At 54.1% G+C, this 12,375-nt stretch carries 11 protein-coding genes; 7 read left to right on the forward strand and 4 right to left on the reverse strand.

Going from position 1 to position 12,375, the window contains the following annotated elements; translation table 11 throughout:
* Positions 1–34 precede the first annotated feature (34 nt).
* The 3 genes from HF685_RS12745 (at position 35) to HF685_RS12755 (ending at position 5,164) form a co-directional block, all read left to right on the forward strand.
* Positions 35–634 carry a TetR family transcriptional regulator gene (locus tag HF685_RS12745; RefSeq protein ID WP_168820316.1) on the forward strand — a complete coding sequence of 200 codons (600 nt, stop codon included), beginning with the start codon at positions 35–37 and terminating at the stop codon, positions 632–634.
* Entirely contained in the window at positions 621–3,986 is a 3,366-nt protein-coding gene (locus tag HF685_RS12750; RefSeq protein ID WP_168820317.1) for a CHAT domain-containing tetratricopeptide repeat protein, read from the forward strand. Before HF685_RS12745 ends, HF685_RS12750 begins: the two co-directional genes overlap by 14 nt.
* A gap of 113 nt (positions 3,987–4,099) precedes the next feature.
* Positions 4,100–5,164, forward strand: a complete 1,065-nt coding sequence (locus HF685_RS12755; protein ID WP_246218613.1) for a sigma-54 interaction domain-containing protein — start codon at positions 4,100–4,102, stop codon at positions 5,162–5,164.
* A 122-nt stretch (positions 5,165–5,286) separates the two neighbouring features.
* On the opposite strand, the gene HF685_RS12760 is transcribed toward HF685_RS12755, so the two are convergent.
* Together HF685_RS12760 and HF685_RS12765 are read right to left on the reverse strand one after the other, a co-directional pair.
* The gene (locus HF685_RS12760; protein WP_168820319.1) at positions 5,287–5,715 is read right to left on the reverse strand and encodes a VOC family protein; all 429 of its coding nucleotides are present in this window, start codon (positions 5,713–5,715) and stop codon (positions 5,287–5,289) included.
* Positions 5,705–6,406, reverse strand: coding sequence for a hypothetical protein (locus tag HF685_RS12765; RefSeq protein WP_168820320.1), 702 nt, complete (start codon positions 6,404–6,406; stop codon positions 5,705–5,707). Before HF685_RS12765 ends, HF685_RS12760 begins: the two co-directional genes overlap by 11 nt.
* Here HF685_RS12765 and lnt point away from each other — a divergent pair.
* The 4 genes from lnt (at position 6,393) to HF685_RS12785 (ending at position 11,312) form a co-directional block, all read left to right on the forward strand.
* Positions 6,393–8,099 carry an apolipoprotein N-acyltransferase gene (lnt, locus tag HF685_RS12770; RefSeq protein WP_246218614.1) on the forward strand — a complete coding sequence of 569 codons (1,707 nt, stop codon included), beginning with the start codon at positions 6,393–6,395 and terminating at the stop codon, positions 8,097–8,099. The genes HF685_RS12765 and lnt overlap by 14 nt on opposite strands.
* A 67-nt stretch (positions 8,100–8,166) precedes the next feature.
* Positions 8,167–9,384 (forward strand): methionine adenosyltransferase, encoded by a 1,218-nt coding sequence (gene metK / locus HF685_RS12775; RefSeq protein WP_168820321.1) that lies wholly within the window; start codon positions 8,167–8,169, stop codon positions 9,382–9,384.
* A 56-nt stretch (positions 9,385–9,440) separates the two neighbouring features.
* Positions 9,441–10,172, forward strand: a complete 732-nt coding sequence (trmB, locus tag HF685_RS12780; protein WP_168820322.1) for a tRNA (guanine(46)-N(7))-methyltransferase TrmB — start codon at positions 9,441–9,443, stop codon at positions 10,170–10,172.
* 177 nt (positions 10,173–10,349) lie between these two features.
* Positions 10,350–11,312: a metal-dependent hydrolase gene (locus HF685_RS12785; protein ID WP_168820323.1), complete on the forward strand. Its 963-nt coding sequence runs from the start codon at positions 10,350–10,352 to the stop codon at positions 11,310–11,312.
* A gap of 15 nt (positions 11,313–11,327) precedes the next feature.
* Here HF685_RS12785 and HF685_RS12790 read toward each other — a convergent pair whose 3' ends face one another.
* Entirely contained in the window at positions 11,328–11,906 is a 579-nt protein-coding gene (locus HF685_RS12790; protein WP_168820324.1) for a GNAT family N-acetyltransferase, read from the reverse strand.
* A 197-nt stretch (positions 11,907–12,103) separates the two neighbouring features.
* Positions 12,104–12,373, reverse strand: a complete 270-nt coding sequence (gene rpmA / locus HF685_RS12795) for a 50S ribosomal protein L27 (protein ID WP_168820325.1) — start codon at positions 12,371–12,373, stop codon at positions 12,104–12,106.
* Positions 12,374–12,375: the final 2 nt, after the last annotated feature.

The raw sequence follows: 12,375 nt of genomic DNA on the forward strand, positions 1-12,375 counted from the left end.
ACTTACAAAGATGACAATAGGGTTACTTACATAAATGTCAATAGCGAAGCGACGCCTCTCCCCGCAAGAAAGCCGCAGCATGGCGCTGGTGGCCGCGCGCGATCTGTTGATTGAAGCTGGTCCTCAGGCTGTAACATTGAAAGCTGTCGCGGGACGTATTGGCCGGACACACGCCAATTTGCTCCACCATTTCGGTTCGGCCTCTGGCCTGCAAAAAGCGCTGGCGCAATATCTCAGTGATTCGGTGTGCGGCACGATTGCCCAAGCGGTTATCAAGTCGCGGACCGGTGAAGGATCGGTGCGCGATATTGTTGACCTCACTTTTGATGCGTTTGACAAGGAAGGCGCTGGCGCGCTGTCGTCATGGATGCTGCTGACCGGCAATGAAGATGCGCTCGATCCGATTGTTGATACTATTCACCAGCTGGTTGATGATATTGCCGTTGGCGGTCACGAGGACCGGGAAATGCATGAGGACACGCTGACGCTGGTGCTGATGGCATTGGGCGATGCGCTGATCGGCGAACGACTGGCTGATTCATTGGGACTGAAGCGCGATGCGGCACGCGACATGGCGGAGAGACATCTCGAACAGGCTCTGGATCGCTGGAAGACGGAGCATGAAACGGATTAGGGAGCGCTTCTGCACCAGTTTCCGGCGTGCTGTTTGGAAGCCGGTTTTAATGGGCTTGCTCGTCGGCCAAGCCCTCACAACGGCATCTGCTCAAGCCACCGACCAAACGGCCAACGCCATACTGCCCTATAATGCTCCGGTACTGCCTGACGATACGTCCCAGTCATCTGTTGAAGATGTCGATCGGTGGTTTCCTGACATCGAAATTGCCATAAGAAACCGGGATTGGATCCGGCTCATCAAGCTAACCCAATTGATGGAAGAAATGGCTCAAACGCGAAATCTTCTGCAAGATCGGGATGCCGCATTTAAAGCCAATTTTGCAGGCAATCTAGCCGTTTGGCGCGGCGACGGTTATCGGGAAACCGGCCAGTTTGCTAAGGCAGTACCGGCCTATGAAACTGCCGTGGCCGCTTATGAACAAGGGCAAACCAAACAAAGCGCATCTTATATTTCCGCGCTTGGGCGGCTGGCATTGGTGCTGCGCGAGTTGGGCCAAAATGAGCGAGCTTACACCTATTTCGTCGAAAGCCAGCGCCTTGGCGAAGTCGTATTTGGGGAGCAAACGATCGACAACGCCACGGCGATTGCGAATGTTGCACTCATCTTGGAACGCATGGGTCGCTATGAAGAGGCCGCGCAATATTTCAGCAAAGCGGTTCCATTGTATGAGGCAATTGCGGGGCCGCAGCACCCGTTTACGGGCCTTGCGTACAACAATTGGGCTCTCAATCACTACTCGCTAGGCCAATATCCCGAGGCTGAGAAATTGTTTCGCAAAGCGCTGAGCGTGCTGACCAATGGCTCTCTTCCGGAAAACCATGAATATATCGCTTCGGCACTTGGTGGGCTTGCTGTCACCATTAACGATCAGGGCCGACCGCAAGAGGCGGAACCTTTGGCGCGCCAATCCATTGCCACGTGGAATGCAGCGAAAGGTTCGGATCATCCGGAAACTAACCTTGCCGTCGCCAACCTTGCGACCATATTGCTGGCACAGAACCGCGCCGAAGAAGCTGAACAATATTTTGTCCGCGTGCTCGATCGCAATCGCGCCCAGTTTGGCGACGCTCATATCTGGAGTGCGCGCCATTCTTCCAACCTGGCCATTGCCAAAACCCGGCAAGGAAAATATCTCTCGGCCGCCCCTGATATGCGGAATGCAGTTGCCTGGGCCGGTGCCGCTCTGGGTGAAGATCACGCGGATCTCGGACTATATTATAGCAATCTGGCTACGACGCTTTCCAATCTGAAAGAATTCCCCGAGGCCATTGTTGCTGCCCGCAAAGCGATTGCGATCACCGAAAAGGCGATTGGGCCGGATCATCCCCGGATGGTTCAGGCATATGGTAATCTGGGGCTTTTGCAATTATTGGGCGGGGAGGCGAAACTCGCCGAGCAATCCATGCGTACAGCGTTGAAAAAGGCGCGGGCGCTGCCCGGACGCGCCGGTTATCCCTTGCTCCTGGCTCTCAACGGGTTGACGCTGGTCATTGCGCCAGACAACCCCCGCAGCAATGAAGCGCTCGCGCTCAGCCGCGAAGCGCTGCGAATAATCGAAACGAACCGCAGCTTGCAGCGAACGACAAGCAATGGCGCTACCGGCAGTCTACCGATCAACGAGGATTTCAGGCCCGGCGAACTGGATGAGGCGAGTTTCGGTTTTCATATGAAAATACTCGCGACCCGGGCGGCCGCCATCCCGGTGGAAGAAGACACTCTAATGCGTGAGATGTTTATCACGGCCCAGAATGCCAGCCTTTCGGCATCGGCCAAAGCAATGTCACAAACGGCGGCAAGAACGGCATCGGGAGATAGCGCGCTTGCTAAACTTGTGCGTCGCCAACAGGATTTGAAACGCCAGCAGGTGCAACTGGACAGGCAATTTGAAACCGCTCTCGTAACCGGAAAACAGAATGATACGACGCGTTATCAAAATGAAATCGATCAGGTCACCAGCGAACTGACCGTTATAAACGCCAAGCTGGGCACTGAATTTCCGCAATATGCGGAGCTTGTCAGGCCGGGCGCTCTAGACATCTCTGATGTCCAGCAGCGGCTGGGTGATAGCGATGGTCTGCTTTTGGTATTTCCGTCGATCGGTGATATTTTTTTGCTCGGCGTGACCAAAGATAGCGTCTCTTGGAAACGTCAGTCGCGGAAACAGGAATCTGCGGAAACAAGCATTAGATATCTCCGCTGCCAGCTAGATCCCTTGGGCTGCCCGGAAGACTTTTTTGCGGATGAACAAGTGAGCGATGCGCAACTGGAGGGCTATCGCGCTTATGACCGGACGCGCGCTTATTCGCTGTATCAAGATATATTCGCGCCGGTGGAAGATATCTTCTTGGACAAAAAGCATATTTTCGTTGTCAGCAGCGGTGCCTTTGCCAGCCTCCCGCTTGCCGCGCTCATTAATGAGCAACCGCAGGAAGGTGACAATGCCAACCCTGATGTTTTGAGCGCTAGTAGCTGGCTGGGCGAAAAATATGCCTTCACCCAATTGCCTGCGGTGTCGGCGCTTAAATTGCAGGACAAGTCTTTGCTCCAGAGTGGAGGGAAACCCGCAAGCACGGATTGGGGCTTTATCGGATTTGGTGCGCCAACTCTGGATGGCCCTGCACAGACCGCCAGCACGAAGCGTGGAGCGGGTTCCTCGGGCTTTTTTCGCGCTGCCAACAGCCAGGGCCTGTCTCTCGCCGATCCGCAAAGCTTGAAACAACTTGTGCCCTTGCCCGGCACCAGACGGGAACTTGACGCTATGGCTGCCGCCCTAAACGCAGGAGATCTTTCGGTGGTTACCGGCGATAACGCCACCGAAACAGCAGTGCGAACCGATCAAAAGATGGCCGGATCAGAGGTCATCATATTTGCAACCCACGGATTATTGCCCGGGGAACTGGATGGGCTGGATGAACCCGCCTTGGTCTTTACCCCGCCGGAAACAGCGACAATTGAAGATGACGGGGTGCTATCCGCGTCCGAAGCAACCGAGCTCAAACTAAACGCGCGCTGGGTTATCCTCTCCGCTTGCAACACCGCCTCTGCCGAAGGGCAGGGCGGTGGTGACAGCCTTTCCGGGCTGTCCCGGGCGTTTCTGTTTGCCGGGGCAAAATCTCTGCTCGCCAGCAACTGGCGAGTGGGTGACGAGGAAACCGCGTTGTTGACAGTTGAGACAATCAAGGCGGACCGCGCCGCACCCGATGCTGGTCGTGCGTTGGCGTTGCAACAGGCAATGCATGCGGTGCGAACTGGCAAACGCGGCGATGGCAGCCCGATTGCAGACTGGCGGCCAGAATGGGCACATCCGGCGTCATGGGCACCGTTTATTCACATCTCCAATAGCCGCTAGGGAGAGTTTTCCACCAGATCGGAGTGGGTTTGGGGCGCTTGTTTCGTGTCCATTAGCTTATCAACGTCATAAATTTGGCGGTGAGGTGGAAAATGGGCAATATCGGTAAAATCATGAATGAGGATTTGGCACGTATGCTGGTCGGTGAGAGCGCCGCGATGGCCGAGGTGCGCAGTCTGATACGCTATGCGGCTGCCACGCAGATACCGGTGATGATCACCGGTCCATCAGGCTGCGGGAAAGAAGTGGTGGCAAAAGCGTTGCACAAATTTTCCGTGCGCTCTCGCGAGAAATTCGTCGCGGTGAACTGCGGCGCGATCCCGAGGGATCTTCTGGAATCAGAACTGTTCGGCCATGAGAAAGGCAGCTTTACCGGAGCGATTGCGCAACGCACCGGTCGCTTTGAGGATGCCAGCAACGGTAGTCTGTTTCTCGACGAGATTGGTGATATGCCATTTGATATGCAGGTGAAATTGCTGCGCGTACTGGAAGAAAAGCAGATTGAACGGATTGGCAGCACCAAGACGATCAACATTGATACGCGGATTATTTCGGCCACGCACCAGAATCTGGATACGGCGATCACCGAAAAGCGGTTTCGCGAAGATCTGTTCTACCGGCTCTCGGTGTCTCCGATTGATATTCCGGCACTGAAATTTCGGCGGGAAGATATAAAACCGCTGATCGCGCATTTCTCAAGAGAAGTGGGTATGGATTGCGAAGGCATAAATTTTGCGCCCGATGCAATGTTGGCGCTGGAAGATTATGACTGGCCGGGCAATGCGCGGGAATTGCGCAACATCGTCGAGCGCGCGGCGTTACTCTTCCCAGGCATGATGATTTCCAGCACGCAGATATCGTCGCTATTTCGCCGACGGGCTTCGACCGCGCCCAGCAATGAAGCGGATGCGCTGCCTTCAAGCTTTGCAGGAAACCGGTCGCTGAAACGCCCGGCTTATGGCCAAAACGCAAGTAAAGTTGTCAGTGATGGCTTTGATCTCAAGCAGCATCTGATGGAGGAAGAGAGGCGCTATCTATTATCCGCCCTGAAAATGGCAGAAGGTGTTGTTGCAGAAGCGGCGCATCTTGTCAGCTTGCGCCGGACGACCTTTGTAGAGAAAATGAAGCGTCACAAAATCAAACGGCGGATGGCGTTGGAGCATGGCGATGCAGCCTGAGATGTTACCGGTTCAGGCTCACCGTTCGTCCCGAGCCTGTCGAAGGATTTGTTTGCCGGGAGCTGTGGTTCGACAAGCTCACCACGAACGGAAATATTATTTCGCCTGAACGGACACGCGCGTCAGTCTTTGGCAAAGATCTGACTGTCATCGGCAAATGCTTTGAATTCCAGTGCATTACCGCTGGGATCGGTAAAGAACATTGTAGCCTGCTCGCCTGTCTGGCCTTTGAAGCGGATGGTTGGCGGAATCACGAAATCAATCCCGGCTGTATTGAGCCGCTCTGCCAGTTTGTCCCATTCGCCGATCGTCAGCACCACGCCAAAATGCGGCACCGGAACATCCCCTCCATCGACCGGGTTGGTCATTTTCGCGCTGGCCCTGCTTTCATCCAGATGGGTCACAATCTGGTGGCCATAGAGATTGAAATCTATCCAGTGTGAACTGCTCCGGCCTTCTTCGCAGCCCATGAGGCCGCCGTAGAATATGCGCGCAGCATCAAGATCATGGACCGGAAAGGCAAGGTGGAAAGGGCGTAGATTAGTGCTCATATTTTTGCTGCTTTGATTCAGGCGCGGCGAGGGCGAAGCAATGCTCAAAATCAAGATCGGAACTTTGTCCTTTTGCCTCCTTGCGTTTTGCATCGGCATGCATCTCTTCTCGCAGCTGCGTCAATACGATGTCGCTCTCGGTCCCGCTATAACCTTCTGCTTTCATTTTCTCGCGTGCCCGGCTGTCGAGCACATAGGCAAGTGTTTTCAAGTCCTGCGCGGTCTTGGACAGGCCTTCGCGTCCGTAGACTTCCTCATAGGCGAGCTCCAGCAGCGCGGCGCACTGGTTGAGCGACGGTTGCGGCTTTGGCGGCACTTCCTGATCCAGCAGCGGCAGGCATTTGGCCATTTCGGCGTCCACCACTTCTCCGGGTTCCGCGACATCCATGACCTTGGCCTGCTGCATAGCAACGGCAGAGAGAATATCGGCACGAACCTGTTCGCGGGTGCGACCTGTTTCCGTCATAATGCGTTCGCCGATCAGGCCAGCATAAGTTTTGCCGCGTTCAGCGAGAAGCGGATAGTCCAGCGCGCTCTCAATTCCTCGTTCCTGCTCCGAGGCGACAATAGCCAAGGCAGCAACGCACAACAGGTCTCGCTGATGAATATCGCTAAGTGGTTGCACCGCCGTGGGTGCCGTTGCAGCAGGGGCCTGGATCGCAGCCAGAGCCATTATCATGAGTGTTTTCATGGACGGGCTTATAGAGATGAATGCTACCGTCCTGCAATTAGCAATTGAACGGGATGCCCGAACACGGCAAAAGCCGGGCGTGGATAAAATCAGCCAATTAGTTCGTACACACCCCTATTGGGTCTCGCTTTTTGGAGGCGCGGTGTCGGCGACAGGTTTCGCGCCGCTTCATCTGTGGCCGCTGACGTTGTTGGCGCTGGCGCTGTGGATGAGCGTGTTGCAACAATCGCCCGGAAAGAAGGCCGTATTTATCGTGGGCTGGCTCTTTGGGCTGGGCCATTTCGTTGTCGGGCTGAACTGGATCGCCAAGGCGTTCACTTTCCAAGCTGCCATGCCGGGGTGGCTTGGCTATGTCGCAGTGGTGCTGCTCTCGCTTTATCTCGCGGTATATCCGGCGCTGGCGGCCCTCGGGGCTTGGTTGCTGAGCCGCAAAATTGCGCTCGACGCGAACGGATTTCGGAGACTGGGATTTATCATCGCGCTTGCTGGTTTCTGGATTATCACCGAATGGATGAGAAGCTGGGTGTTTAGTGGGTTTATCTGGAATCCGTTGGGATCGGTTTTAACTTCCGGACCGCTTCAAGTCCTTGCGCTGTCCTCGCGCGTCTTTGGAACATACGGGATTTCATCGGTGGTCTTCCTATTATCAGGTGCATTGTTGTTTTTATTCAAGCAGCAATGGCGGATTGGCGTGCTCATGTTGGTGCCCGTGGCGATTTTTGCATTGATTGGAATTTTCACGTCTGAAGTAAAGCTATGCGGTCCTCCCAAATCTAAAGGCTGTGAGCAGCATCAGATCACTGTCGTCCAACCAAACATAGGCCAACAGGATAAATGGCAGGCGGGTTATGAAGAGCAAAACCTGCAAAAGCTTGCTGATCTCACGCTGCGCAAGGACGATAAGCCGCGCATCCTTTTCTGGCCGGAAGCGGCGATCCCCGATTATCTGGAAACCGGTTATCCGCGGCGCTACTATTATAGCCGACCGCCGGAATTTGTCCGTCAACAGCTCACCAGCCTGATGAAGCCCGGCGACGTGCTTGTGCTCGGAGGACTTAAGCTGGAATTTGCGGATAAGAACGACGGTGTGGGACCACGCGCTGTCGGGGCCAGAAACAGCGTCTTCGCAATGGACGCGCAACGCGAGCTGCTGGGTCGCTACGACAAGAGCCATCTGGTGCCTTATGGCGAATATCTGCCGATGCGACCCTTGCTTTCGGCTATTGGCTTATCTCGCCTCGCGCCGGGAGACTTTGATTTCTGGCCGGGACCAGGCGCGCAATCGATGGATATTGGATCGTTCGGTAAAATGGGTATTCAGGTCTGTTACGAGATTATTTTCTCTGGCCAGGTGGTTGATCGCGAAAACCGGCCTGATTTCATCTTTAATCCCTCGAATGACGCCTGGTTTGGCGCATGGGGTCCGCCGCAGCATCTCGCACAAGCACGGTTAAGAGCGATTGAAGAAGGGCTGCCGATAATTCGATCAACCCCAACCGGAATTTCTGCGGTGATCGATGCTGACGGCTATGTCAGAAACAATATCCCGATGGGGCAGGCAGGCAGAATTGATACGATGTTGCCGCCCGCACATGCACCAACTCTATTTGCACGCTACGGCAATATCATGCCACTCGGCTTCGCCTTGCTTTTGCTGATTTGCGCCATTGCCATACGGCAACGCGCTCGCTAAAGCACATATAAACTATTCCTTATATCAACTCAAATGCCGTGAAATTGGCAGAAAATCAGGAAATACCATGCGCTCAGAATTTATTTTTACGTCCGAATCAGTGTCCGAAGGCCATCCGGATAAAGTCTCCGACCAGATTTCCGACGCGATTGTCGATCTGTTTTTGTCAAAAGATCCGGAAGCGCGCGTTGCCTGTGAAACCATGACGACAACAAACCGCGTCATTCTGGCGGGCGAAGTTCGCGGCAATGGCATGATTGATACTGATGGCAACTGGGCCGATGGTGCGCAGGAAGAAATCCAGAAAACGGTTCGCGAAACGGTCAAGAAAATCGGTTATGAACAGGACGGTTTCCATTGGCAGAATTTGACGTTTGAAAACCATCTCCACCCGCAATCTGCGCATATTGCGCAAGGCGTGGACGAGAGCGGCAATAAAGACGAAGGCGCTGGCGACCAAGGCATTATGTTCGGTTATGCCAGCGACGAAACGCCAGATCTGATGCCAGCGACGCTGCATTATTCACACCAAATTTTAAAGCAAATGGCGGATGACCGCCACAGCGGCAAAGCGCCGTTTCTTGAGCCGGATAGCAAGAGCCAGGTTACTTTGCGCTATGTCAATGAAGTACCGGTTGAGGCAACTGCACTAGTGGTATCAACCCAGCATGCGCCAGGATATTTCAAGGACAGTGATAACCCTGCTCTTTATGAAGAGCTGCGCGCATATGTCATGGGCGTATTTCAGGACGTGTTGCCAAATGGTTTCATCACCGACAGTACCGTGATCCACGTAAACCCAACCGGCCGCTTTGAAATTGGCGGACCTGAAGGTGATGCAGGACTGACCGGTCGCAAGATCATTGTTGACACCTATGGCGGCGCAAGCCCGCACGGCGGTGGCGCATTTTCTGGCAAAGATCCTACCAAAGTGGATCGCTCGGCTGCCTATATCACCCGCTATCTGGCGAAAAATATCGTCGCGGCTGGCCTCGCCAAACGCTGCGCTATCCAGCTTTCCTATGCTATCGGCGTGGCTGAGCCCTTGTCGATCAATGTTGATCTGTACGGCACCGGCACGGTGAGCGAAGAGAAGCTGGAAGAGATTTTGCCACAGTTGGTGCGCCTGACGCCAAAGGGTATCCGCACGCATTTGGGTCTCAATAAAGCGATTTACGGCCCAACCGCTGCATACGGTCATTTCGGTCGCGAAGCTGATGGTGATTTCTTCACATGGGAAAAAATCGATCTGGTTGATGCGCTGAAAGAAGCTGTAGGCGCTTAGTCTGCATCTTGTTGCTAGTGTGGCAGAAAATGAAAAAACCTGCTTAGGGTCTATCGATGATTAGCGACGAAGACAAAGATCGAGGCCAAGATCAGTCGGCGAGCAATTTTGGCGATCCGACCACCGTCCGTCAGCTCTATGGTCGAAGGCAAGGCCACGCCTTGCGCGGCCAACAGGTAGAGCTTGTTGAAAAGCTTTTGCCGCAGATTGCCGTGCCAACCGAAGGACCGGTATCTTCAAGATTATTATTTGGCGATGACCGCCCGCTGCATCTTGAAATAGGTTTTGGTGCCGGGGAGCATCTGGCTCAGCGTGCGGACATGCTGCCAGCGCACGGTTTTATTGGTTGCGAGCCCTATCTCAACGGGGTTGTTGGCGCTCTACAGCATATTCGCGACGGGGTGCTCGCCAATGTTCGCCTGCATATGGGCAATGCGCTGGATGTGCTCGAGCGTGTTCCTGACGGTAGTCTGAGTTTTGTCTATTTGCTGCATCCAGATCCCTGGCCAAAATGGCGCCATGCCAAAAGGCGGTTCATGAATCACGGCCCAGTTGATCTGATTGCCGCCAAACTCAAGTCCGGTGGCGAGTTTCGGTTCGGTACCGATCACCCGGTCTATCTCGAATGGGCGATGATGATCATGGGGCAACGGGATGAATTTGACTGGCTTTGTGACAGCCCGAAAGACTGGATGATCCGTCCAGGCGGCTGGCCTGAGACGCGCTACGAGGCCAAAGCTCGCAGGCAAGGTCACGAAGTCTGGTATTTCCGCTACCAACGAAAATAAGCCATGTGGCCGAAATTGTTAAGCGTTGTAACAACGCATTTCCGCGCTTTTTCAACGATGTAAACATTTTTTTAAGCACGTCTTTTGAGCGTCTTCTTAACGCACTGTTCCTATAGATTTCTTCAACGGGTCGTACCGTAATGGCGGAAGCTAGTTGAAGGAAGACGAACAAGCGTGATGAAAAATCTAACTGTCAACCAGAGCAGAACCGATCTCCCCAATGAAATTTCCGGGAGCGCAACACCGCTCGACCTGTTGATTCAGTCACGCAATCGCCATTTTTCTGGAGCCGAAATCGAAAACCGTCACTGGGTGGGCGGCGATCCGATTGGAACGGCATTTTACAATGCTTTGTCGGTCACTTTCCCAAGAGGGGAGCGTTTTTTCATGGATGTTCTGCGCGGTTTCCGCAATCGCACACCTGAAAAATTGCGCCGAGAAATCACTGCGTTCATCCATCAGGAAGCGGTTCATAGCCGCGAGCATGCCTGCTTTAACCAGCAACTCACTGATTCTGATTATGATCTTTCAAAGCTTGAGCAGACCATGAACAGTGTCATGGATCGCATTGCTGATATGCCAGAGATTGATCAATTGGCAGCGACAACTTGTCTCGAGCATATCACCGCCATTATCGCGAAAGAGCTAATCGCAAATCCCGCGCATCTGGATCATGCGGACGATGAGCAACGGAAAATGTGGCTTTGGCACGCTTCGGAAGAAATTGAGCATAAAGGCGTTGCCTATGACACCTGGTTGCATGCGACCCGCGACTGGAGCCGTTGGCAGCGATGGAAAAAGAAGACTCTTTTCATGCTGAAGATTTCTAAGGGTTTCACGAAAAACCGCATTAAGGGAATGCTCGAGCTGCTGAGGCAGGATGGCATAACTGGGCTGCGCGCATGGACCGGGGTGTTGCACTATGCTCTGATCGGCCCGGCACCCTTTCGCCGAACATTGCTGCCATGGCTGCAGTTTTTCAAGCCTGGGTTCCATCCGTGGGACATAGATGATCGCTATCTCATACAGCTTGCAGAAAGCGAGTATGAGGCCGCTATATTGGATCAGCCGGAAGAGAACGACAATGTGACGGTGTTCGACGAACGCAGAAAAAGTGATCGCCTCCGTAAAGTAGCATAGCAGCCTATTTTCAACTCAGGCCGCCAATGATCGCATGACGTCGCATTCTGTGTCGCCCGCCGGATCACCTGCCGGATCAACACCGGCGAGGTTGCAGCTATAGAGGACGCAAGGCACAGTGACGCCGCGGCCTCTGCTGTGGCGTTGCTCGACCCGTCCAGTTGGGCGAAACCCGAGCTTTCGCAAGACATGCCCTGACGCTGGATTGTCCTCGAAATGTCCGGACGACAGATGCTTGTGACCCAGAGATCTGGCAATATCCATCACGGCCTGACCAGCCTCGGTCGCAAATCCGCGGTCCCAGTGAGAATGGCGCAGCCAGTAACCGATTTCGGTTTGGCCGTCATCGGTTTGACCCAGCCCGGCACTCCCGATCAGCCGTGGTTCACCCATTGTCCGTTCGAAAATCAGAAAGGCAGGTCGTAGAGGATCTGTTTCGCTTGCGAGCCAATTTGCCGCATCTTCTGGTTCGTAGGGCCATGGTGCGCGGGCAAGCATGCGGACGATGGCCTCGTCGTTGATTGCCTCATGGACAGCAGGCACATCTTCAGGCCAGCCTGGTCTCAACAATAATCTTGGTGTTCTTGCAAACATCGGGACTCTCCACAGTCATAATTTAATTCCGTCCCCGTTTTGTCGGCCGACCCATAGCTGGGGCGGATTACAAATCGGTGACGAATGAGACAGGGAGAGATAAAAAAAGGGAGAGGGGTGACCCTCTCCCTGTAATTTGGTGGCTCTTTGAACCATCCGGGTCATCCCTCAAAGGACAACCCGTTATCGATTGTCCGCTATTCGGCTGCTTCCGCCATGACATCCACAGACACATATTTGCGTCCGAGCTTGCCTTTGTGGAATGCGACTTTACCGTCAATGAGCGCAAATAATGTATGGTCTTTACCAATACCGACATTGCGTCCCGGATGGGTCTGTGTTCCGCGTTGGCGAATGATAATATTACCAGCGATAACAGCTTCGCTGCCGAATTTTTTCACGCCGAGGCGGCGCCCCGCTGAATCGCGGCCGTTACGGGATGAACCACCTGCTTTTTTATGTGCCATGG

The sequence above is a fragment of the Parasphingorhabdus halotolerans genome (genome assembly GCF_012516475.1).
Taxonomy (GTDB): Bacteria; Pseudomonadota; Alphaproteobacteria; order Sphingomonadales; family Sphingomonadaceae; genus Parasphingorhabdus; species Parasphingorhabdus halotolerans.

Coding starts and splice junctions, on each gene's coding strand:
- HF685_RS12745 (WP_168820316.1), top strand. CDS start 35: ATGTCAATAGCGAAGCGACGCCTCTCCCCGCAAGAAAGCCGCAGCATG.
- HF685_RS12750 (WP_168820317.1), top strand. CDS start 621: ATGAAACGGATTAGGGAGCGCTTCTGCACCAGTTTCCGGCGTGCTGTT.
- HF685_RS12755 (WP_246218613.1), top strand. CDS start 4,100: ATGAATGAGGATTTGGCACGTATGCTGGTCGGTGAGAGCGCCGCGATG.
- HF685_RS12760 (WP_168820319.1), bottom strand. CDS start 5,715: ATGAGCACTAATCTACGCCCTTTCCACCTTGCCTTTCCGGTCCATGAT.
- lnt (WP_246218614.1), top strand. CDS start 6,393: ATGAGTGTTTTCATGGACGGGCTTATAGAGATGAATGCTACCGTCCTG.
- HF685_RS12765 (WP_168820320.1), bottom strand. CDS start 6,406: ATGAAAACACTCATGATAATGGCTCTGGCTGCGATCCAGGCCCCTGCT.
- metK (WP_168820321.1), top strand. CDS start 8,167: ATGCGCTCAGAATTTATTTTTACGTCCGAATCAGTGTCCGAAGGCCAT.
- trmB (WP_168820322.1), top strand. CDS start 9,441: ATGATTAGCGACGAAGACAAAGATCGAGGCCAAGATCAGTCGGCGAGC.
- HF685_RS12785 (WP_168820323.1), top strand. CDS start 10,350: ATGAAAAATCTAACTGTCAACCAGAGCAGAACCGATCTCCCCAATGAA.
- HF685_RS12790 (WP_168820324.1), bottom strand. CDS start 11,906: ATGTTTGCAAGAACACCAAGATTATTGTTGAGACCAGGCTGGCCTGAA.
- rpmA (WP_168820325.1), bottom strand. CDS start 12,373: ATGGCACATAAAAAAGCAGGTGGTTCATCCCGTAACGGCCGCGATTCA.